Source organism: Aquabacterium humicola (assembly GCF_030167915.1).
GTDB classification, from domain to species: domain Bacteria; phylum Pseudomonadota; class Gammaproteobacteria; order Burkholderiales; family Burkholderiaceae_C; genus Pseudaquabacterium; species Pseudaquabacterium humicola.
Genome location: NZ_JARGNB010000006.1, coordinates 118,235 through 138,435 on the forward strand (window position 1 = coordinate 118,235; position 20,201 = coordinate 138,435).

The following is a 20,201-nucleotide window of genomic DNA, read 5'->3' on the forward strand; positions in this document are numbered from 1 at the left end:
TCAGCGCTGCGGCGCGGACGCCTTCGGTTTCGAGGGCTTCGGCTGCTTCGGCTTCGGCTTGCCCTGCGTCTTCTTCGGCGCCGAGGCGCCCGCTGACGCCTGCGCTGCGGCGGGGCCCACGTTGGCCGCTGCGGCCGGCACGATGGCCTTCTCGCGCGCACGGCGATCGGCCGCCAGCCGATCCGCCAGCTTGCGGTCGCGCGCCGCGACGTCCTCGGCCGCGCGGCGCTCTTCAGCGCTGCGGGCATCGTCGGGCAATGCGCTCCCGCCTGGGCAGGGCGTCGCCGAATACTGCTTGCCGTCCGGCCCGCAGCGGTAGACGGTGCCGGTCGTCGCCGGCTGGGCGTGCAGCGCACTGGCGGCCAGCGTCAGCGCAACAAGCATCATCGATCGCATCCTGTTCATGAAGCCTCCTCCGCCGGGCGCGATGCCGGCGGCGGCTTCGGCCGCGGCGGCTTGGAATGGATCTTCATCATCGCCCGTTCCATCGGTCCGTCCAGCAGCAGCGGCAGCGCCTCGATCGACTGCGCGATGCACTGCTCGATCGCCTCGCGATGCTCCGGCGCCGGCTTGCGCAGCACCCAGTTGGCGACCTCCGATCGCACGCCCGGATGCCCGATGCCGATGCGCAGCCGCCAGAAGTCGGCGCTGCCCATCTGCGCCTGGATGTCCTTCAGCCCGTTGTGCCCGGCGACGCCGCCGCCCTGCTTGATCTTCATCTGGCCGGGCAGCAGGTCGAGCTCGTCGTGCACGACCAGGATCTCGCTCGGGTCGATCTTGAAGAAGCGCGCGAGCGCACCGACGGACTTGCCCGACAGGTTCATGTAGGTCTGCGGCTGGAGCAGCCACACCGGGCCCTCGGGCCGGTTCACGCGGGCGACGAGCCCGTGGTACGCGCGGTCGTGCGACAGGCGTGCGTTCAGCACGCGCGCGGCGGCGTCCACCCACCAGAAGCCGGCGTTGTGGCGCGTGCCTTCGTATTCCGGGCCCGGGTTGCCCAGGCCCACCAGCAATCGAATCATCCCTCGATTATCCCGGGGCGGGCTTGAGCGCCACGCGCGCGCCGTCGATCAACGCGTGGCCGATGCGGTCCAGCGCGCCGGCGCGCAGCGCGGGTTCGGCGCTCGAGTCGTCGGTGCGCAGCTTCCACTGGTGCCAGTGCAGCAGCACGTCGATCCACACCTCGGGGAACAGGCCGACCAGCGCGCCGTCGGCCAGGGCCGGCGCCGCCATCTGCTCGGGCATCACCCCGATGCCCCAGCCCATCTCGGCGGCGCGCACATGGGCCTCGGTCGACGGCACGAAACGTTCGACCAACCGCGGCCCCTGCACGCCGAAGGCCTTGGAGACCCACAGCGCGTGCATGTCGTCCTTGCGATTGAAGACGAGCCACGGCACGCGTGCGAAGTTGCTGCGGTTCAGGCCCTCCGGCAGCAGCCGTTCGCAGAACGACGGGCTGGCGACCGCGATGTAGCGCATCGTGCCCAGGGCCACCGCGCTGCAGCCGCGCAGCGCCTCGGCCACCGTGCTGACGCAGCCGAGCACCGCGCCCTCGCGCAGCCAGTCGTGCGTGAAGTCCTGGTCGTCGACGATCAGCTCGAGACCGAAGCCGTCCCGCAGGCCCGCCTGGGCCACCGCATCGAGCGCCGGCAGCACCCAGGTGGCGAGGCTGTCGGCATTGATGGCGATCGGCAGCCGCTCATCCTGGCCGAGGGTGGCGCCGAGCTCGCGCGACAGGTCGGCGCGCATCGCCTGCATCTGGCGTGCATAGCGCAGCAGGACCTTGCCGGGTTCGGTCAGCCGCAGCGGCCGCGAGCGCACGACCAGCAGCCGGCCCAGCGCCGTCTCCAGCGACCGCAATCGCTGCGACACCGCCGACTGCGTGATCGACAGCTGCTGCGCCGCACGGTCGAAGCTGCCGGCATCGGCCAGCGCGGCCAGGCACTCCAAGGCGGCAGGATCGAACGCATTCATCAGCGGAGCTAATGTAATCGGACAAATCCAGATGCACCTTCGTGCGGCCGGCCGCGATTTCCACAATGACGCGATCGACCCACACGACGGAGGCAGCCCATGCGCATCGCGGTACCCAAGGAGATCAAGAACCATGAATACCGCGTCGGCCTGACGCCGGCCAGCGCACGTGAGCTCGTCGAGCGAGGGCACGAGGTGTGGGTCGAGCGCGGCGCCGGCGCGGCGATCGGATTGAGCGATGCGGCCTACGAGGCGGCCGGCGCGAAGCTGGCCGCCGATGCGGCGGAAGCCTTCCAGCGCGGCGAGATGATCGTCAAGGTCAAGGAGCCTCAGGCCGCCGAGATCGCACGGCTGCGCGAAGGCCAGCTGCTCTACACCTACCTGCACCTGGCACCGGATCCGGAGCAGACCGCGGGGCTCGTCAAGTCGGGCGCGGTGTGCATCGCCTACGAGACCGTCACCGGCCCCGGCGGCGGCCTGCCGCTGCTGGCGCCGATGAGCGAAGTCGCCGGCCGCATGGCGGTGCAGGCGGGCGCGGCACACCTCGAGAAGTCCAAGGGCGGGATGGGCGTGCTGCTGGGCGGCGTGCCGGGCGTGGCACCGGCGCATGTGGTGGTGCTGGGCGCGGGTGTCGTCGGCACCCATGCGCTGCAGATGGCCGTCGGCATGGGCGCGCGCGTGACCGTACTCGACAAGAACGTCGACCGGCTGCGCCAACTGGACCTGATCTTCGGCAACCGCATCACGACGCTGTACTCGACCGCGCACAGCGTCGAGGAAGCGGTGCTCGCGGCCGACCTCGTGATCGGCGGCGTGCTGATCCCCGGCGCGGCGGCACCGAAGCTGGTGACGCGCGCCATGGTCTCGCGCATGAAGCCGGGCGCGGTGGTCGTCGACGTGGCGATCGACCAGGGCGGCTGCTTCGAGACCTCGCGGGCCACGACGCACGCGGAGCCGACCTACGTCGTCGACGGCGTCGTGCACTACTGCGTCGCGAACATGCCGGGCGCGGTTGCACGCACGTCGACCTTCGCGCTGAACAACGCGACGATCGGCCATGCGATCACGTTGGCCGACCAGGGCTGGCGGGCCGCGCTGCGCGACGACGTGCACCTGCGCGCGGGCCTGAACGTCGCGTTGGGGCAGGTGACCTGTGCGCCGGTGGCCGAGCAGCTGGGCTACGCGTACGCACCGGCGGAGACGCTGCTGGGCTGAAAAGCAGACAACCCCGCCGAGGCGGGGTTGTCGTCGAAGCCGGAAGGCGACCGTGCGGGCCGCGCAGTCCCGAAGCGGCCCTTCAGCCGCGTCGGATCACTTCTTCTTGGCGTCCTTCGCCGGGGCCTTCGCGGCGGGCTTGCCGCCCTTGGCCGGGGCTGCCGGCGCGGCGTCGGCCGGGGCTTCTTCGGCCTCGACCTTCGGCGGCGTGGCGGCGACGATCACCGGGTTCAGGCTGCCATGGCGCACCAGCTTGATGCCCGCGGGCAGCTGGATGTCGGTGGCGTGCAGCGACTGGCCCTTGGTCAGGCCCGACAGGTCGACGGCGATGAACTCGGGCAGCTGGGTGGCCAGGCACTCGATCTCGATCTCGTTGGCGACGTGGCTGACCAGGCACTTGTCGGTCTTCACCGCGACGGAATTCTCTTCGCCCGAGAAGTGCAGCGGCACCTTCTTGTGCAGGCGGGTCGTGTCGTCGACGCGCTGGAAGTCCACGTGCAGCACCTGTTGCTTCCACGCGTGCATCTGGAAGTCGCGCAGCAGGACCTTCTGCGTCGCGCCGGCCAGGTCCATCTCGAGGATCGACGAGTGGAAGGCTTCCTTCTTCAGCGCGAAGTACAGCGCGTTGTGGTCCAGCTCGATGGTCTTGGGCTCACCGGCCCCGTACACGATGCCGGGCACCTTGCCCGACAGACGCAGGCGGCGGCTCGCTCCGGTCCCCTGCAGCGTGCGCTCGTAAGCGACGAATTTCATGGTTGACTCCATGTGGGAGCGCCCGCGACCAGGCGCTCGAGGTAACGCGGCCGGACGGCCGCAACAAACGGAATGGGTTGCCTGAGACTGGCTCCTGGCCGCCCGTTCCTACGACTACTTCAGAAGTTATTGTTCTGCTCGGCGAACAGCGACGTCACCGACTCGCCGTCCGAGATGCGCCGGATGGTCTCCGCGAACAGGAAGGCCACCGACAGCTGGCGGATCTTCTTGCAGCCCTGCGCCGCATCCGACAGCGGGATGGTGTTGGTGATGACGACCTCGTCGAGCTGGCTGCCGGCGATGCGCTCGATCGCCGGGCCGGAGAAGATCGGGTGCGTGCAGTACGCGAAGACGCGCTTCGCGCCGCGCTCCTTCAGCACCTCGGCCGCCTTCACCAGCGTGCCGGCGGTGTCGATCATGTCGTCCATGATCACGCAGTTGCGGCCTTCGATCTCGCCGATGACGTGCATCACCTCGGAGACGTTCGCCTTCGGGCGGCGCTTGTCGATGATGGCCAGGTCGCTGCCGAGCTGCTTGGCCAACGCGCGTGCGCGCACCACGCCGCCGACGTCGGGCGACACGACCACGAGGTCGGGGTAGGCCTTGCTCTTCAGATCGGACAGCAGCACCGGCGACGCGTAGATGTTGTCGACCGGGATGTCGAAGAAGCCCTGGATCTGGTCGGCGTGCAGGTCCATCGTCAGCACGCGCTCGACACCGACGGTCTCGAGCAGGTTGGCGACCACCTTCGCGCTGATCGGCACGCGCATCGACCGCGGGCGGCGGTCCTGGCGCGCGTAGCCGTAGTAGGGGATCACGGCGGTGATGCGGCGCGCGCTGGCGCGCTTCAGCGCATCGACCATGATCAGCAGTTCCATCAGGTTCTCGTTCGTCGGCGCGCAGGTCGGTTGCACGACAAAGACGTCGCGGGCGCGCACGTTCTGATGGACCTCGACGGTCACCTCGCCGTCGGAGAAACGGCCGACGGTGCACTTGCCGAGCTCGACACCGAGGCTCTTGCCGATCTCTTCGGCCAGGGCGGGGTTGGCGTTGCCGGTGAACAGCACGGTGTTGAACAGCACGGCTTAGCTCCGCGAAGGCTCAGATCTGCTGGGAATGAACGACGGAACGACGACGGAGAAAGCGAGATGTTTGGCAGGGGAGGAAGGACTCGAACCCTCGCATGTCGGAATCAAAATCCGATGCCTTGACCAACTTGGCGACTCCCCTACACAGGACCCGGCTCGCGCCGGACCCTTGAAATCCTTTCAGTCCGCCCAGCCCACCAAGGGGTGCTGGTCGAGACTGCGGCTCAGGCGGCCGACCCATCGGGGCGGGAGATCACTCTCGTCCCAAGTCGCCACGGGCTTGTCGCCTGCGCCGGCTCTTGCGAACACCGTGCTGCCGGAACCCGACATCCGGCTGTTGCCGAAGCGGTCTTCCAACCACCGGGCGGCTTGCGCCACCTCGGGACAATGGTGCTCGGCCGGGGCTTGCAGGTCGTTGCGGCCATACTGCATCGCCGCTGATCCCGTCCCTTCGCCGGACAACCACTGCGTAAGCTGGGTGTCTGCGAGAAAGTCCGCCACTATAGCAGCTTCGTTATCGCGCCGCAGCAGAGGGCTGGAAAAAATCGCCGCGGTCGGGATCGAGGCCTCGGGCTTCACGAGGGCGAACCACTGGCGCGGCAGTGCGATCGGTGTCAGCTGCTCGCCGATGCCTTCGACGAAGGCGTTGTGGCCACCGACGAAGAACGGCACGTCGGCGCCCAGCGGCAGGGCGAGCTGCTGCAGGCGTTCGCGCGGCCAGTGCAGGTTCCACAAGCGATTGAGCGCGAGCAGCGTGCTGGCGGCATCCGAGCTGCCGCCGCCGAGGCCCGCGCCCCAGGGCACCTGCTTCTGCACTGCGATGTCGGCACCGAGCGCCGTGCCGCTGGCCAGCTGCAATGCGCGCGCGGCACGCAGGCTCAGGTCGTCCGCGGGCAGCGCTGCCCCGAGGTCTTGGCGTGCGAGCTGCCCGTCGTGCCGCAGCTCGAAGTGCAGCGTGTCGCACCAGTCGAGCAGCACGAACACCGATTGCAGCAGGTGGTAGCCGTCGGCGCGCCGGCCGACCACGTGCAGGAACAGGTTCAGCTTGGCCGGGGCCGGGACGTCGAGCAGCGCGCGCAAGCCCACGGTCTACGAGCCGGCGCCGTCCAGCTTCGCGCGCACCGTGACCACCGGCGCGGCCGGCCGCCGCGCCTCGACCCAGCCCTCGGACCAGCGCGCGAGGCTGATGCGCCAGCCCAGCTGCTCGAAGCCCGCTTCGCCGTCGCTGCGCGGTGTGGATTTCGCGCCCGGCCAGGCGCGGCCGCGCAGCCAGTCGAACAGCGCGGCGATCGGAATGCGTTCGCCGAGGGCCTCGACCGCCAGGCTGTCGAGGTCGGGATAGGCGGTGCGGCCGTCGCTGGTGATCAGCGCGGCTTCGCCGGGCGCCCAGCGCGCCTGCGCCGCGGTGGCGCCGAGCGGGCCGCTCAGCACGAGCAGGCCTTGCGCCGGCGTGCCGGTGAGCTCGAAGCTGGCGCTCATGCTGCGCGGCGGCTGGCTGTCCACACGCACCGCGAGCCGGCCGGACAGTGTTTCCGCGGCGCCCGGTGCACCGGGCCGGGGCGGCGTCGCGCAGCCGGCCAGCAGTGCTGCCATGCCGAAGGCCAGCAGGTCGCGGCGCGGCGGACGCATCACAGCCCGACCTTCAGGCGAGTGAGCGTCTCGCGCAGCACTTCGTTCTCGGCGTCGCGGCCGCGCGCGTCCTGCCAGATGCGGCGCGCTTCATCACGTTCGCCCATCGACCAGAGCACCTCGCCCAGGTGCGCGGCGATCTCGGTGTCGGGGCGCGCCCGGTAGGCCTGGCGCAGCAGGCGCGCCGCTTCCTCGCGGTTGCCGAGGCGGTACTCGACCCAGCCGAGGCTGTCGGTGATGAACGGGTCGCCGGGCGACAGGTCGAGCGCCTTGCGGATCAGGTCGCGCGCTTCGGGCAGGCGCTGCCCGCGATCGGCCAGCGAGTAGCCGAGCGCGTTGTGCGCATGCGGATGTTCGGGCTTGAGCTCGATCACGCGGCGCAGCAGGCGTTCCATCTCGCTGAAGCGTTCGACCTTCTCCTCGGCCATCGCCTGCTCGTAGATCAGGTCGGCGTCGTCGGCGAAGCGCCGGTTCGCGGCGGCCAGGACGTCGACCGCGTCGCGCCAGCGCTTGCCGTCGCGCAACAGCTGGGCTTCGGCCAGCAGCTTGGCGCGCACGTCGTCGGCATTGCGCTCGGGCACGGCCTGGATCAGCGCGCGGGCCTCCTTGACCTTGCCCTGGCGCAGCAGCATCGATGCGCGCCGGCTCTGCACCTCGAGCGCGCGCTGCGGGCTGTCGACACGCGAGAGCCACTGCTCGGCGGCCTTCATGTCGCCGCGCTGTTCGGCGACCTGCGCCAGCAGCAGCCAGGCCTGCGTGGTCGCACGGTCGGCGATCGTCGCCGGCGTATCGTCGTCGTCGTCTTCGCGCACCTCGGCCTGGGCCTCGCCGCGCTGGGCGATCTCGACGAAGCGCATCAAGGCGGCCTCGGCTTCGCGCAGCTGCTTCAGTTCCAGCCGCAGCGCGCCCAGCGACAGCCAGGGTTCCGCCAGCTGAGGGCGTTCGCGCGTCAAGGTCTCGAGCTGGATCGCGGCATCGGTGTAGCGCTGGGCCTGGGTCAGCAGGCGCACGTAGGCCAGGCGCACCGCCGGCTCGGCCGTCGGCTTCGACAGGTGATCCAGCACGATGGCTTCGGCCGCCGTCGTCGCCGGCAGCATGTCCAGCGCGACCAGTGCCGGCCCCGGCGCCACCGGATCGGCGGCCTGCGCTTCGCGCAGGCGTTCCAGCGCCGCGGCGTTCTCGCCGGCGTTGACCTGCGCGCGGGCCAGGGCGACGAGGCTCGGAATGCGCGTCGCGGGCTGGTTCGCGTACGGGGCGAGGGCCTGCTCGGTGATCGCCAGCGCACGCTTGCGGTCGGCCGCGCGCTGCAGCATGCGGGGCAGCGAGGCGATCAGCAACGGCCGGTCCGCCGGCGACACCGCGCCCAGCCAGGCCTGCAGCGGTTCGCCGATGTCGTCGATGCGGTTCAGCGCCAGCAGGATCTGCACCTCGTAGCGCATCGCCTCGACCACCTGCGGTCGGGCAACGCGCCACGCGCGAGCAGCCGCGAGCGCCTGGTCGCCGGCGCGGGCCTGCAGCGCGATCTCGACGGCGCGGCGGAACAGCGCGTCGTCGTTGTGCCGGCGGGCGGCGTCGAGCATCACCTCGAACGCACTGCCGGCACGGCCCGCGCTCAGCTCGAGCTCGCCGATCAGCAGCTGGTAGAACAGCGGCGCATCGAGCGGCGAGTTGACGGTGGGCGACTCGTCCTGGGCGAGAACGGCGCCAGCGCCGATCGTGAGCACCGCGCTGGCGATCCAGGACCGCAGGCGGCGCGAAGGCGCAAGGCAACGGGGCATCGTGATTCCTCGAACAGGCGTCGATTCTATGGGGGTGGTTTCGGTCGGGATAATGCCGAGATGTCATGCCCCCAGCTCACCATGTTCGCGGCCCCCGAGGGGCGCTCAGCGCCCTTCGGGCGGCCGGGCGGGCGCTGAATGCCGGAGCTGCCCGAGGTCGAAGTGACACGCATCACGCTGGCCGAGCGCCTGCGTGGCGGGCGGGTGCAATCGGCGCGCCTGGGCAAGCCGCTGCGCTGGCCGCTGGGCTGTGCGCCCGAGGCGCTGGCCGGCCTGCAGGTGGGTGAGCTGCAGCGCCGCGGCAAGTACCTGTGGATGCCGCTGGCCGGTCCGGCGCGGCGGGGCGGGCTGCTGCTGCACCTGGGCATGTCCGGCTCGCTGAACCTGGCCGATGCACCACCACCGGCCGGCGTGCACGACCACTTCGAGCTGCGCACCGACCGCGGCACCTTGCGGCTGACCGATCCGCGCCGCTTCGGCGCCGTCGTCTGGTCCGACGGGCTGGACGCGGCGCCCGCATCGACGCTGCTCGCCCGGCTCGGCCCCGAGCCCTTCGATCCGGCGTTGACGCCCGAAAGCTTTCACCGCGCGCTGCATGCCCGCCGCTGCAACGTCAAGGCGGCGCTGCTCGGCGGTGAGCTGATCGTCGGCGCCGGCAACATCTACGTCAGCGAGGCGTTGTTCCTCGCCGGCATCGATCCGCGCGCCCGCTGCGACCGCATCAGCCGTCCGCGTGCGGAAAAGCTGCTGGCGGCGCTGCGGCAGACGCTGGCGCGGGCGATCGCGCTCGGCGGCTCGACCCTGCGCGACTTCCGCGACGCCCACGGCATGAGCGGCGCTTTCCAGGACCAGGCCCATGTCTACGGGCGCGAAGGCGATGGCTGCACGCGCTGCAGCGGCACGGTGCGCCGGATCGTCCAGGGCCAGCGCTCGACCTTCTTCTGCCCCGGCTGCCAACGGCGCTGACCGGTTCGTCGTGGCGGCGCGACGCCGGTCACGCTGAATGCACCGAGCGCGCCTTTTGCACGCCGATGGAAAGAATGCATGCGCTAGCATCTTTTGCATCTCCGTCCGCCACCTGATCGCATGTCGTCGACCCTGTCGCGTGAGCTCGATTCCCTGGCCGATTGGCGCCGGTCGCTCGACCGCCGCATCGACCAGTTCGCCGCCCTGCTCACCGACCACGACCTGCTCGATCCGGAAGCCTCGGCGCTCGCCACCACGCTGCGCCAGCGGCTCGCGTCGGACCGGCTGGTGCTGGCCTTCGTCGCCGAGTTCTCGCGCGGCAAGTCCGAGCTGATCAACGCGCTGTTCTTCGCCGACAACGGCCGCCGCGTGCTGCCCGCGACCCCGGGGCGCACGACGATGTGCCCGGTCGAGCTGGCCTGGGACCCGCAGGAATCGCCGGGCCTGTCGCTGCTGCCGATCAATACCCGGCGCGGTGGCCAGCCGGTGTCGGCGCTGCGGACGCGGCCCGAGCTGTGGGAGACGCGCAGCCTGCCGGCCGGCGACCCGGCGGGCCTGGCGAAGGTGCTGGAGGAAGTCACCCGCACGCAGCGCGTGCCGATCGACGACGCCCGCGGCCTGGGTCTGTGGGACGACGAGACGCCCGAGGACAACCCGCCGCGCGACGAGAACGACATGGTCGAGGTGCCGGCCTGGCGCCACGCGCTGATCAACTACCCGCACCCGCTGCTCAAGCGCGGGCTGGTGGTCGTCGACACGCCGGGCCTGAACGCGATCGGCGCCGAGCCCGAGCTGACCCTGGGCCTGTTGCCGTCCGCGCATGCCATCGTCTTCCTGCTGGCCGCCGACACCGGCGTGACCCGCTCCGACCTGTCGATCTGGCGTGACCACCTCGGCGACCGTTCGCTCGAGCGCTTCGTCGTGCTGAACAAGATCGACATCCTCAACGATCCGCTGCTCGACGCCGCGCAGATCCAGGCCCAGGTCACGCACCAGTGCCAGACGGTGGCCGAGACGCTCGGCATGCCGCCGCAGCGCATCTTCCCGATGTCGGCGCGCGAGGCGCTGCTGTCGCGCCTGGGCGATGCCGACGTCGGCGACGGCGGCCTGCCGGCGCTGGAGCAGGCGCTGTCCACCGAACTGCTGCCGCAGCGCAGCGCGGTGATCGGCCGCCTCGTCGAGGACGGCGTGCTGGTGCTGCAGCAGCGGGCGCTGAAGCGCCTGACCGACCGCCGGCGGCAGGTCACCGAGCAATTGCTCGACCTGCGCGGCCTGCGCGGCAAGAGCAGCACGAAGCTGCAGATGGTCACGCGGCGCTTCGAGGCCGATGCGCAGGCCTTCGAACAATGCATGCCGCGGCTTGCGGCGCTGCGTGCGGTGCAGTCGCGCCAGCTGCGCGACGTGCTGAAGCTGCTGGCCAGCGACCGCGTGCGCGCCGAGACCCAGCGCATGCAGCACGACAGCGAATCGAGCTTCTTCAAGCTCGGCGCCGGCAAGGCCTTCGCGCAGCTGGGCGAACGGCTGCGCTCGATGCTCGACGCGGCCCAGATCGGCATCGACGAGATCGACCAGATGCTCGGCGCGAGCTACCGCCAGCTCAACGCCGACTTCGGCTTCGCGCTGGCCGCGTCGCCGAAGCCGGACATCGACAGCGCCCGCCGCGAGCTGCAGCGCATCGAGGCCAGCTACAGCCGCTACTTCGGGCTGACGAAGCTGTGGCGCCTGTCGGAACCGGGGTTCCTCACCCAGTTCCAGCAGGTGCTGCTGTCGCGACTGCGCGTGGTGTTCGAGAGCGCCGCGGTCGAGATCGAGCTGTGGGGCAAGGCGGCGACGTCGCAGCTGGAATCGCAGCTGCGCGAACGCCGCCGCAGCCTGCGCCACCGGCGCGAAGCCTATGCGCGCATCCAGGCTGCCGAGGGCGAACTCGAGTCGCGCATCAGCGAGGTCGAAGGCCAGGAGCAGCGCCTGCAGCAGACGGTTGAACGGGTTGAGGCGGCGGTCGATGCGCTGCGCATCCTCGCCGCATCGCCGCCGCGCGCCGATGCGGCGCACGAGCCGGCGCCGCGGCTGTCGCTGGTGCACTCGAGCGCCCAGGCCTCGCGCGGCGCCGCGTGACGGCGGCAAAGCCGTCGGCGGCGGCGCTGATCGCCTGGCAGCGCACGCACGGCCGTCACGAGCTGCCGTGGCAGCGCACGCGCGATCCGTACCGCGTCTGGCTGTCGGAGATCATGCTGCAGCAGACACAGGTGTCGACGGTGGTCGGCTACTACGAGCGCTTCCTGCAGCGCTTTCCCGACGTGCAGGCGCTGGCCGCCGCGCCGCAGGACGAGGTGCTGGCGCTGTGGAGCGGCCTGGGCTACTACAGCCGCGCGCGCCATCTGCATGCGTGCGCGAAGGCGGTGGTCGAGTGCCATGGTGGCGCCTTCCCGCGCAGCAGCGCGGCGCTGGCAAAGCTGCCCGGCATCGGCCGCTCCACCGCGTCGGCGATCGCCGCGTTCTGCTTCGGCGAGCGCACCGCCATCCTCGACGGCAACGTCAAGCGCGTGCTGACGCGTGCGCTCGGCTTCGATGCCGACCTGACCGTCGCGGCCAATGAGAAGCGCCTTTGGCAGCACGCCGAAGCGCTGCTGCCTAAGGACGGCATCGAGGCCTATACGCAAGGCCTGATGGACCTGGGCGCGACGATATGCACGCTGCGCCGGCCGGCCTGCGACGCCTGCCCGTGGCGAGCGCCCTGCGTCGCAAGGGCGCAGGGCCGTCCCGAGGCCTATCCGGTCAAGACGCGCAAGCTCAAACGCGGCCAGCGCGACAACAGCCTGCTGCTGCTCAGCGCCGGCCGCCAGCTGTGGCTGGTGCAGCGTCCGACGCCGGGCGTGTGGGCCGGCTTGTGGAGCCTGCCCGAGTACGACGCCGAGGCCGTCGCGCTGCTGTTGCTGGCCGACCGCGGGCCCGGCGAGATCGAGCGCCTGCCGGCGGTGCGGCATGTGCTGACGCACTTCGACTGGCAGTTGCGCCCCTGGCACTGGCGCCTGCCGGAGAAGGTGGCGGCGTCCACGCGGTCGCGCATCGAGCGCTCGCTTCCGCCAGGGCGCTGGTTTCACGTCGACGAAGCGTTGGCCGCCGGGCTGCCGGCGCCGGTGCGCAAGCTGATCGAGGCGCTGGCCTGAATTGAAGAGCGGACGGGCGGCTCCGCCGCCGCTTCAGCGGTTGCCCTGGATCACGCCCTTGCCGCGCAGGTACTCGTCGACGAGCTTGAGCCGCATCTCCGGTTCGGGCAGCTCCATCAGCTTCTGCTTCGCCGCCAGCGAGATCGGCAGGATCTCGCACCAGCGGTTGGCGACCCAGGCGGCATCGTCGAGGCGGTAGGGTTCGGCGAATGGCACGTGGCCCTGCTGGCGCAGCGATTCGATCGCGTTCGTCAGCGCAACCACCGTCGCCGCCTGCTCCGGCGGCGGCGGCTGGATGGCATCGGCCGGCAGCAACTGCGCTTCGGCGGTCCACAGCCCGTCGGTCTGCTGCTTCGGCATGCCGGTGCGAAAGCGCAGCCCGCCGCGGCAGCGCACGCGCAGGATGCCGGTCTGCTCGGCATCGACATCCTCCAGGTGCGCCAGCACGCCGACGGCCTCGAAGCGCACACGCTCGCCGCCGGCGAGCTGCACGTCCGAGCCCTGGTTCAGGCAGACGACGCCGAAGGGCGTGGCCTGGCGCAGGCAGCGGCTGACGAGGTCGAGGTAGCGCGCCTCGAACACCTTCAGGCTCAGCAGGCCGCCCGGGAAGAGCACCGTCTGCAGCGGGAACAGGGGCAGACCGGCGAGGCGCTTGGCCGATTCAGTCAATCGATGGCATCCAGTTCGCGGTGGCGTGTCAGCGTAGCACCGTGGTCGACGAAACGTTCGCGCAATTGCTCGACGATGTACACGGAGCGGTGCTGGCCGCCGGTGCAGCCGATCGCCACGGTGACGTAGGCTCGCTGGTCGGTGGCCAGCGCCGGCAGCCAGCGGCGCAGGAAGGCCTCGATCTGGTCGAGCATCTCGCCGGCCTCCGGCTGCTCGGCGAGGAACTGCGCCACCGGCGCGTCGCGGCCCGACAGCGGCCGCAGCGCGCGCACGTAGTACGGGTTCGGCAGCATGCGCACGTCGAACACGTAGTCGGCATCTAGCGGCACACCGTACTTGAAGGCGAAGGATTCGAACACCAGCGTCAGCCGGTCGTGACGCGCCTCGACCAGGTTGCGCACCTGCTGCCGCAGGCCCGCCGGGCGCAAGGTGCTGGTGTCGATGACCGTCGACACCTCGCGCAGCTCGGCCAGCAGCAGGCGCTCGAGCTCGATCGCCTCGATCAGCGCGTGGTGCGTACCGCCGGCCGCATCGGGCTGCGACAACGGGTGCGGGCGGCGCGTCTCGGAGAAGCGCCGCACCAGCGTATCGGTGCTGGCATCGAGGAACAGCGGGCGGATGGTCACGCCTTCGCTGCGCAGCTCGAAGATCAACGGCACCAGCGCCGGCAGCGAGCGGGCGGCGCGCGCATCGACGGCGATCGCCACGCGCTCGGTGTAGCGCGGGTGGTCCAGCCGCATGTACTCGCGCAGCAGCTCGGGCGGCAGGTTGTCGACGCAGAAATAGCCGGCGTCCTCCAGCGCATGCAGCGCGACCGACTTGCCCGAGCCGGAGATGCCGGTGATCAGGATCAGCTCGCGCGAGACGTCCTCGGCCCGGCGTGATGCGTTGGCGTCGTTCATGCCTTGGTCTTGCGCTTGGGCGCGGGCGCCGCATCGCCGCCAAGCAGCGCCTGCGCATGGGCGAGGCTGGTGCCGGCCAGGTGCTCGCCGCCGAGCATGCGCGCGATCTCGGCGACGCGGGACTCGCCGGCCACCAGCTGCACGTCGCTGGTCGTATGGCCGCGCTGCTCGGACTTCGAGACGACATAGTGCTGGTCGGCACAGGCGGCGACCTGCGCGAGGTGCGTCACCGCCAGCACCTGGCGCTCGCGGCCGAGCTGCTTCATCAGCGCGCCGACGGTGTCGCCGACGGCGCCGCCGATGCCCGCATCGATCTCGTCGAAGATCAGCGTCGCGGCACCGCCGTCACGCCGCCCCTTGGCCGTCGCTTCGCTCCGTCCGTCCCCCGAGGGGATGGCGGGAAGTGGCAGAGCCACATTCCCGCCGCCGCGCACCGTGGTGACCGCGATCGCCAGCGCGAGGCGCGACAGCTCGCCGCCCGAGGCCACCTTGGCGAGCGGCCGCGGCGTGCTGCCGGCATGGCCGGCGACGGTGAACTCGACCGACTCCATGCCGAAGCTCTGCGGTGCGCTGACCGCCGGCAGCGTGACCTCGAAACGGCCGCCCGCCATGCCCAGCGTCTGCATTGCCTGGGTCACGGCGCTCGACAGGGCCGCGGCCGCCTTCCTGCGGGCGGCGCTGACCTTCTTCGCTTCGTCAAGATAACGTGCATCGGCCGTGGCCAGGGCGTGCTCCAGCGCGGCCGTGTCGGTCGCGGCGTCGAGCGCCCGCTGTTCGTCGCGCCAGCCGGCCAGCAGCGCCGGCAGCTCTTCCGGCGGCCGGCGGTAGCGGCGCGCCAGGCCCAGCCACGCCGCCAGGCGCGCATCGACCTCGGCGAGGCGATCGGGGTCGAGCTCGGCATGGCCGAGGTAGCCGTTCAGCGAGTGGGCGGCATCCTGCAGCTGCGCCATCGCGCCCTGCAGCACCTCCATCACCGGCTGCAGCCGCGCGTCGTGCGCGACGACGTCGGCCAGCGCGTCGATCGCGCGCTGCGTCAGCCCGGCGGCGGGCGCTTCGCCGTCGTCGATCGCATCGAGCGCACCGCGTGCGGCGTCGATCAGCGCCTGCGCATGCGACAGGCGCTGGTGCTCGGCGCTCAAGTCGGTCCATTCGTCGTCGCCTGGCGCCAGCTTGTCGAGCTCGCCGATCTGCCAGGCCAGGCGCTCGCGCTCGCGCTCGATCTCGTCGCTGCGTTCACGCGCACGCTGCAGCGCATCGGCCGCGGCCTTGCGCGCGAGGTACGCGTGCGCCAGCGGTGCCGTGTCGATACCGGCCTGGCCGTCGAGCAGCTCGCGCGTCGCGGCCGGCCGCGTCAGGCCCTGCCAGGCATGCTGGCCGTGGATGTCGAGCAGCGCGTCGGCCAGCTCGCGCAATTGCGCGATCGTCGCCGGGCTGCCGTTGATCCACGCGCGGCTCTTGCCCTGCGCATCGATCGTGCGGCGCAGCAGCAGCGTGTCGTCTGCAGCGAAACCGGCTTCGTCGAGCCAGCCGGCCAGCGAGGGCAGCGCGTCGAACTCGGCGCTGACCTCGGCGCGGGGCGCGCCTTCGCGCACGACGCCGGCATCGCCGCGGCTGCCCAGCGCGAGCTGCAGCGCGTCGATCAGGATCGACTTGCCGGCGCCGGTCTCGCCGGTCAGCACCGAGAAGCCCGCGTGGAACTCCAGTTCCAGCGTCGGGACGATCACGAAATCCCGCAGCGCGAGGCGGCGCAGCACTAGACCACTCCTTCGTACCAGCGCAGCTTGCGCCGCAGCGTGGCGTAGTAGCTCCAGCCGCGCGGATGCAGGAAGCGCACCTTGCGCGCCGAGCGCTGCATGCGCACCTGGTCGCCGTGCAGCAGGCTGGCCAGGCGCTGCATGTCGAAATTCGCCGACGCGTCGCGGCCGGCGACGACGGTGATGCGCACCTCGCCGCTGTCCGGCAGCACGATCGGCCGGTTGGACAGCGTGTGGGACGCGATCGGCACCAGCACCCAGCCGGCGATGCCGGGGTGCAGGATCGGTCCGCCGGCGGACAGCGAATAGGCGGTGGAGCCGGTCGGCGATGCCACGATCAGGCCGTCGGCGCGGATGTTGGCGACGAATTCGTCGCCGATGTCCACGCGCAGCTCGACCATGCCCGCGGTGGCGCCGCGGCTGACGACCACGTCGTTCATCGACAGGCCTTCGAAGATGCGCTCACCGTCGCGCCAGACCTCGCCCTCGATCATCGCGCGGTGTTCCTCGGCATAGTCGCCGGCGATCATCGGTGCCAGCGCGTCGCGGAACTGGCCGATCGGCACGTCGGTGATGAAGCCCAGGCGGCCCTGGTTGATGCCCACCAGCGGAATGTCGAAGCGGGCGAGCTCGCGCGCGAAGCCGAGCATCGTGCCGTCGCCGCCGACGACGACGGCCAGGTCGCAGCGCGCACCGATGGCCTCGGCGTCGAGTGCGTCGTAGTCGGTGACGCCGGTGTTGTGCGCGGTCTGCTGCTCGAACGAGACTTCGAGCCCCTGGCGGACGAGGAACTGCGCAATCTCTTCCAGCACCGGCCGGATGCCTTCGGCCTGGTACTTGCCGACCAGAGCGGCATGCTGAAAACGTCGGCCCATCGGCGGCGCGAGTTGCGGGGAATGCGAGGCATTACACCACAGCAAACCCGGCGCAACGACGCGCCGCCGAGGGGCGGCCGCGGGCGGATTCGTACAATGAAAACCGAGATGGACGAGCGTTCCCGTACCCTGCTGAAAGCGCTGGTCGAGCGTTACATCGCCGATGGTCAGCCGGTGGGCTCGCGCACGCTGTCGAAGGCCTCCGGGCTGGAGCTGTCGCCGGCCACCATCCGCAACGTGATGGCCGACCTCGAGGACCTGGGGCTGATCGCCAGCCCGCACACCTCGGCCGGCCGCGTGCCGACGCCGCGCGGCTATCGGCTGTTCGTCGACACGATGCTCACCGCGCGCCCGGTCGACCTGGCGCATGCGCCGCCCGAGATGGCGGGCGTGCGCGAGCAGCTGCAGCCCGACCAGCCGCAGCGGGTGATCGCCCAGGCCGCGCAGTTGCTGTCGAACCTGTCGCACTTCGTCGGCGTGGTCACCGCGCCCAAGCGCGCCGGCGTGTTCCACCACATCGAGTTCATGCGCCTGGGCGAGAAGCGCGTGCTGGTGATCCTGGTGTCCTCCGACGGCGACGTGCAGAACCGCGTGATCTTCACGCGGCGCGACTACTCGCCCTCCGAGCTCTCCGAAGCCACCGCGCTGCTGAACACGCACTACGCGGGCCTGGCGATCGACGAGATGCACACCCGGCTGCACGGCGAGATCGAGTCGCTGCGCGGCGAGATCGCGGTGCTGATGCAGGCCGCGGTGCAGGCCGGCACCGATGCGCTGCAGCAGGGCAGCGAGCAGGTGGTGGTGTCCGGCGAGCGCAACCTGCTGGGCGTCGAGGACTTCGGCCACGACCTCGGCTCGCTGCGCAAGATGTTCAACCTGTTCGAGCAGAAGACGGAGCTGATGCGGCTGCTCGAAAGCTCCGGCCGCGCCGAGGGCGTGCGCATCTACATCGGCGGCGAATCGGGCGTCGTGCCCTACGAATCGCTGTCGGTGGTGTCGGCGCCCTACGAGGTCGACGGCCGGGTCGTCGGCACGCTGGCCGTCGTCGGGCCGACGCGCATGGCCTACGACCGCATGATCCAGCTGGTCGACATCACCGCGCGCCTGGTCGGCAACGCGTTGTCGGGACCTCGCTAACTCAATTCGAGCGCGTCCATCAGCGTGCGCGTGCGCGCCGCTTCTTCGAGCAGCCAGTCGACGAAGCGCCGCCGCGAGGCTGAATCGCCGCCGCGGCGCTCGATCAGCCAGTAGCCGTAGTCGGCGCTCAAGGGCCGGCCGCGGGACTTCAGCGCGACCAGGCGCCCGTCGGCGATCAGCTGCGCCACCAGCGGCGCCCGGCCGAGCGCAACGCCGTTGCCGGCGAGTGCGGCGAAGATCACCTGGTCGTACTGGCTGAAGCCGAGGCGCGCGCGAGGTTTCAGCCGGCCGAGGCCGAGTGGCCGGATCCAGTCGGTCCAGCGCAACCAGGGCTGCGCGATCTCGTCGTACTCCAGCAGCGTCAGCCGGCTGAAGTCGTTGTCCTCCAGCGTGGCCTCGAGCCCGAGCGCGGGGCTGGCGACCGCGACGATGGTCTCGCCGAAGCAGCGCACCGCGCCGTACGGTGCCCGTTCGGGCGGGCCGTAGCGCAGCGCCAGGTCGACGCCCTCGCGCTCCAGGTCGACTGCGCGGTTGCCGGCCGAGACCCGCACGTCGAGCGACGGGTGCGCGGCCTGGAACTCGCCCAGCCGCGGCAGCAGCCACAGCGAGATGGCGCCGATCGTCGAGGTCAGCGTCACCGGCGTCTCGGCGTGGCGCTGGCGCAGCGACTCGACATGCTCGGCCAGCTGCACGAACCACGCGTCGGCCAGGCGGAACAGCCGCTCGCCTTCCGGCGTCAGCTCGATCGCGCGGTGGCGGCGCAGGAACAGCGGCACGCCGAGGTGCTCTTCCAGCCCGCGGATCTGTCGGCTCACCGCCGACTGCGTCAGGAACAGGTCGGCCGCCGCCAAGGTGACGCTGCCGCGCCGCGCGACCGCGACGAAGCCGCGCAGCAGATCCAGCGACGGCAGGCGGGCGAGGGCGCTATCCATGAGCCTGATGCATGCGAAGCGTGCGAATTGATCGTTCGACGGGAAGCGGATGCTCAGGTGAAATGCCGTCACCGTCAACGCGAATCCCGAAGGGAAGATCATGAACCTGATGCATGTCATTCCGAACCGTGGCGAACTGCCGTCGACGACGGCGATGCGGCTTCAGTCCTCGGACCTGATCGCACTGGACCTGCAGGCCGGCGACCGCCTGCGCAGCGATGCCGGCACGCTCTGGATCACCGTCGACGGCGAGCCCGACGACCTGATGCTGCAGGCGGGCGACGTGCACACCGTCGCGGCCGACAGTCGGCTCAACGTCTCGGCGCTGCGCAGCGCCAGTCTCGTCGTGCTGGGCCGCGGGCCGCTGCGCTGGCAGCGCGCCAGCGAGGCCGGCCGCGGCGTCGCGGACCGCATCGCCGACGCCTTCAGGGCGCTGTCTTCACGACCTGCGTGGCATTGAAGCTCGTCGCCTGCGGCGGCCTGGCCAGGGTCGTGTAGGTCCCGGTCAGCCCGCCACTGCCGTTGAAGGCGAGTCGCGACGTCAGGCCGGCGCCGTTGGCCGACACGCCGGTGAACTGGCTGCCGACCAGCGCGCCGGTGAAGATCTGCTGGCTCACCGTCTTGTCGGCGTTCAGCGTGACGTCGATCTGCAGTCCGATGCGGCCGCTGCCGGTCTCGAGCACGCAGAAGACGAGGTAGGCGTTGGCCGGCGACGTCTTCTGCCAGATGCCCGCGTATTCCGTGCCGACCCAGGCCAGCGCGAGCGACGCGTTGAACGGCTGCTGCACGCCGCCGAGCGTCATCGAGCCGTTCATCGCCGAGCCGGCGACGTTGGCGACCAGCAGGTCGTTCGGCTGCACCAGCCCCTGCAGGCTGAGCGCCGACGCCGAGCCCGTGCCCAGCCAGACGCGCAGGCCGTCGAGCGTCGACGGCACCTGCAGCGCGAAGGTCGAGCCGCTGGTGGCGTCCTGCAGGAAGAGCGCGTAGTCGCCGCTCGACGTGGTCCACAGCCCGTTGAAACCGGCTGCCTGCGCGGTCGAGGCGAGGGCGCTGCAGGCGAGCAGCCAGAAGGTCAGCAGGCAGCGGCGCAGCAGCGGCATGGTGGTCGTCTCCGGGATCGGATGGGGGCTGGCATCGATTGGACCGCGCGCGGCGGCCGGGCAATGCGATGAAATCCGACGCCTTCACCCGCCTTTGTGACGTCCGGGCCCCTCCTACAATCGGCCGCCTTCGCCCGGGGGGCCGTTAGCTCAGTCGGTTAGAGCAGAGGACTCATAATCCTTTGGTCGCAGGTTCGAGCCCTGCACGGCCTACCAGAACGATGCGGCAAATTGCTCGCGCTGGCGCGCAGCGAGCCCCAGC

20 protein-coding genes and 2 tRNA genes are annotated in these 20,201 nt (G+C 70.9%); 7 read left to right on the plus strand and 15 right to left on the minus strand.

Going from position 1 to position 20,201, the window contains the following annotated elements:
• Genes P1K89_RS23740 through P1K89_RS23750 form a run of 3 tightly spaced genes read right to left on the minus strand, consistent with a single transcriptional unit; the run spans position 1 to position 1,974 of the window.
• Positions 1-405, minus strand: a complete 405-nt coding sequence (locus P1K89_RS23740) for a hypothetical protein (protein ID WP_284619010.1) — start codon at positions 403-405, stop codon at positions 1-3.
• Positions 402-1,022: an aminoacyl-tRNA hydrolase gene (gene pth, locus P1K89_RS23745; protein WP_284619011.1), complete on the minus strand. Its 621-nt coding sequence runs from the start codon at positions 1,020-1,022 to the stop codon at positions 402-404. The genes P1K89_RS23740 and pth overlap by 4 nt, the downstream gene beginning before the upstream one ends.
• A 7-nt stretch (positions 1,023-1,029) precedes the next feature.
• Entirely contained in the window at positions 1,030-1,974 is a 945-nt protein-coding gene (locus P1K89_RS23750) for a LysR family transcriptional regulator ArgP (protein WP_284619012.1), read from the minus strand.
• Positions 1,975-2,073: 99 nt separating this feature from the next.
• Between P1K89_RS23750 and ald the strand changes: the two genes are divergently transcribed.
• Positions 2,074-3,189 carry an alanine dehydrogenase gene (ald, locus tag P1K89_RS23755; RefSeq protein ID WP_284619013.1) on the plus strand — a complete coding sequence of 372 codons (1,116 nt, stop codon included), beginning with the start codon at positions 2,074-2,076 and terminating at the stop codon, positions 3,187-3,189.
• Positions 3,190-3,285: 96 nt separating this feature from the next.
• On the opposite strand, the gene P1K89_RS23760 is transcribed toward ald, so the two are convergent.
• From P1K89_RS23760 to P1K89_RS23785, 6 genes are all read right to left on the minus strand, one after another.
• Entirely contained in the window at positions 3,286-3,942 is a 657-nt protein-coding gene (locus P1K89_RS23760) for a 50S ribosomal protein L25/general stress protein Ctc (RefSeq protein ID WP_284619014.1), read from the minus strand.
• A 119-nt stretch (positions 3,943-4,061) separates the two neighbouring features.
• The gene (locus P1K89_RS23765; protein WP_284619015.1) at positions 4,062-5,024 is read right to left on the minus strand and encodes a ribose-phosphate pyrophosphokinase; all 963 of its coding nucleotides are present in this window, start codon (positions 5,022-5,024) and stop codon (positions 4,062-4,064) included.
• Positions 5,025-5,095: 71 nt separating this feature from the next.
• Positions 5,096-5,172 (minus strand) — tRNA-Gln (locus tag P1K89_RS23770).
• Between the two features lie 38 nt (positions 5,173-5,210).
• The gene (ispE, locus tag P1K89_RS23775; RefSeq protein ID WP_284619016.1) at positions 5,211-6,116 is read right to left on the minus strand and encodes a 4-(cytidine 5'-diphospho)-2-C-methyl-D-erythritol kinase; all 906 of its coding nucleotides are present in this window, start codon (positions 6,114-6,116) and stop codon (positions 5,211-5,213) included.
• A gap of 3 nt (positions 6,117-6,119) precedes the next feature.
• A complete protein-coding gene (locus P1K89_RS23780) occupies positions 6,120-6,659 on the minus strand; it encodes an outer membrane lipoprotein LolB (protein WP_284619017.1) in 540 nt (179 codons plus the stop codon).
• A complete protein-coding gene (locus tag P1K89_RS23785) occupies positions 6,659-8,437 on the minus strand; it encodes a tetratricopeptide repeat protein (RefSeq protein WP_284619018.1) in 1,779 nt (592 codons plus the stop codon). The genes P1K89_RS23780 and P1K89_RS23785 overlap by 1 nt, the downstream gene beginning before the upstream one ends.
• 138 nt (positions 8,438-8,575) lie before the next feature.
• On the opposite strand from P1K89_RS23785, the gene mutM reads away from it, so the two are divergent.
• The 3 genes from mutM (at position 8,576) to mutY (ending at position 12,570) form a co-directional block, all read left to right on the plus strand.
• Entirely contained in the window at positions 8,576-9,403 is an 828-nt protein-coding gene (mutM, locus tag P1K89_RS23790; protein WP_284619019.1) for a bifunctional DNA-formamidopyrimidine glycosylase/DNA-(apurinic or apyrimidinic site) lyase, read from the plus strand.
• 120 nt (positions 9,404-9,523) lie between these two features.
• Complete coding sequence (locus tag P1K89_RS23795; RefSeq protein WP_284619020.1) at positions 9,524-11,518, plus strand: dynamin family protein; 1,995 nt, start codon at positions 9,524-9,526, stop codon at positions 11,516-11,518.
• Positions 11,515-12,570, plus strand: a complete 1,056-nt coding sequence (gene mutY, locus P1K89_RS23800; protein ID WP_284619021.1) for an A/G-specific adenine glycosylase — start codon at positions 11,515-11,517, stop codon at positions 12,568-12,570. The genes P1K89_RS23795 and mutY overlap by 4 nt, the downstream gene beginning before the upstream one ends.
• A gap of 33 nt (positions 12,571-12,603) precedes the next feature.
• Here mutY and P1K89_RS23805 read toward each other — a convergent pair whose 3' ends face one another.
• The 4 genes from P1K89_RS23805 to P1K89_RS23820 are packed head-to-tail and all read right to left on the minus strand — an operon-like array spanning position 12,604 to position 16,770.
• Positions 12,604-13,239: an LON peptidase substrate-binding domain-containing protein gene (locus P1K89_RS23805; RefSeq protein ID WP_284619022.1), complete on the minus strand. Its 636-nt coding sequence runs from the start codon at positions 13,237-13,239 to the stop codon at positions 12,604-12,606.
• Positions 13,236-14,141, minus strand: a complete 906-nt coding sequence (gene rapZ, locus P1K89_RS23810) for an RNase adapter RapZ (RefSeq protein ID WP_284619023.1) — start codon at positions 14,139-14,141, stop codon at positions 13,236-13,238. Before rapZ ends, P1K89_RS23805 begins: the two co-directional genes overlap by 4 nt.
• Positions 14,138-15,895: a DNA repair protein RecN gene (locus P1K89_RS23815; protein WP_284619024.1), complete on the minus strand. Its 1,758-nt coding sequence runs from the start codon at positions 15,893-15,895 to the stop codon at positions 14,138-14,140. The genes rapZ and P1K89_RS23815 overlap by 4 nt, the downstream gene beginning before the upstream one ends.
• The gene (locus P1K89_RS23820) at positions 15,895-16,770 is read right to left on the minus strand and encodes an NAD kinase (protein WP_284619025.1); all 876 of its coding nucleotides are present in this window, start codon (positions 16,768-16,770) and stop codon (positions 15,895-15,897) included. Before P1K89_RS23820 ends, P1K89_RS23815 begins: the two co-directional genes overlap by 1 nt.
• Before the next feature lie 108 nt (positions 16,771-16,878).
• Here P1K89_RS23820 and hrcA point away from each other — a divergent pair, with 108 nt between their 5' ends.
• Positions 16,879-17,907: a heat-inducible transcriptional repressor HrcA gene (gene hrcA / locus P1K89_RS23825; protein ID WP_350082010.1), complete on the plus strand. Its 1,029-nt coding sequence runs from the start codon at positions 16,879-16,881 to the stop codon at positions 17,905-17,907.
• On the opposite strand, the gene P1K89_RS23830 is transcribed toward hrcA, so the two are convergent.
• A complete protein-coding gene (locus tag P1K89_RS23830; RefSeq protein WP_284619027.1) occupies positions 17,904-18,839 on the minus strand; it encodes a LysR substrate-binding domain-containing protein in 936 nt (311 codons plus the stop codon). The genes hrcA and P1K89_RS23830 overlap by 4 nt on opposite strands.
• A 100-nt stretch (positions 18,840-18,939) precedes the next feature.
• Between P1K89_RS23830 and P1K89_RS23835 the strand changes: the two genes are divergently transcribed.
• Positions 18,940-19,299 (plus strand): DUF2917 domain-containing protein, encoded by a 360-nt coding sequence (locus tag P1K89_RS23835; RefSeq protein WP_284619028.1) that lies wholly within the window; start codon positions 18,940-18,942, stop codon positions 19,297-19,299.
• Here the strand turns inward: P1K89_RS23835 and P1K89_RS23840 are convergent.
• The gene (locus tag P1K89_RS23840) at positions 19,265-19,939 is read right to left on the minus strand and encodes a hypothetical protein (protein WP_284619029.1); all 675 of its coding nucleotides are present in this window, start codon (positions 19,937-19,939) and stop codon (positions 19,265-19,267) included. The genes P1K89_RS23835 and P1K89_RS23840 overlap by 35 nt on opposite strands.
• A gap of 139 nt (positions 19,940-20,078) precedes the next feature.
• On the opposite strand from P1K89_RS23840, the gene P1K89_RS23845 reads away from it, so the two are divergent.
• Positions 20,079-20,155, plus strand: a tRNA-Ile gene (locus P1K89_RS23845).
• Positions 20,156-20,201 lie beyond the last annotated feature (46 nt).

Bases quoted from the DNA above. Each gene is read 5' to 3' on its own strand.
- P1K89_RS23740 (WP_284619010.1), bottom strand. From the start codon at position 405: ATGAACAGGATGCGATCGATGATGCTTGTTGCGCTGACGCTGGCCGCC.
- pth (WP_284619011.1), bottom strand. From the start codon at position 1,022: ATGATTCGATTGCTGGTGGGCCTGGGCAACCCGGGCCCGGAATACGAA.
- P1K89_RS23750 (WP_284619012.1), bottom strand. From the start codon at position 1,974: ATGAATGCGTTCGATCCTGCCGCCTTGGAGTGCCTGGCCGCGCTGGCC.
- ald (WP_284619013.1), top strand. From the start codon at position 2,074: ATGCGCATCGCGGTACCCAAGGAGATCAAGAACCATGAATACCGCGTC.
- P1K89_RS23760 (WP_284619014.1), bottom strand. From the start codon at position 3,942: ATGAAATTCGTCGCTTACGAGCGCACGCTGCAGGGGACCGGAGCGAGC.
- P1K89_RS23780 (WP_284619017.1), bottom strand. From the start codon at position 6,659: ATGCGTCCGCCGCGCCGCGACCTGCTGGCCTTCGGCATGGCAGCACTG.
- P1K89_RS23785 (WP_284619018.1), bottom strand. From the start codon at position 8,437: ATGCCCCGTTGCCTTGCGCCTTCGCGCCGCCTGCGGTCCTGGATCGCC.
- mutM (WP_284619019.1), top strand. From the start codon at position 8,576: ATGCCGGAGCTGCCCGAGGTCGAAGTGACACGCATCACGCTGGCCGAG.
- P1K89_RS23795 (WP_284619020.1), top strand. From the start codon at position 9,524: ATGTCGTCGACCCTGTCGCGTGAGCTCGATTCCCTGGCCGATTGGCGC.
- rapZ (WP_284619023.1), bottom strand. From the start codon at position 14,141: ATGAACGACGCCAACGCATCACGCCGGGCCGAGGACGTCTCGCGCGAG.
- P1K89_RS23820 (WP_284619025.1), bottom strand. From the start codon at position 16,770: ATGGGCCGACGTTTTCAGCATGCCGCTCTGGTCGGCAAGTACCAGGCC.
- hrcA (WP_350082010.1), top strand. From the start codon at position 16,879: ATGGACGAGCGTTCCCGTACCCTGCTGAAAGCGCTGGTCGAGCGTTAC.
- P1K89_RS23830 (WP_284619027.1), bottom strand. From the start codon at position 18,839: ATGGATAGCGCCCTCGCCCGCCTGCCGTCGCTGGATCTGCTGCGCGGC.
- P1K89_RS23835 (WP_284619028.1), top strand. From the start codon at position 18,940: ATGAACCTGATGCATGTCATTCCGAACCGTGGCGAACTGCCGTCGACG.
- P1K89_RS23840 (WP_284619029.1), bottom strand. From the start codon at position 19,939: ATGCCGCTGCTGCGCCGCTGCCTGCTGACCTTCTGGCTGCTCGCCTGC.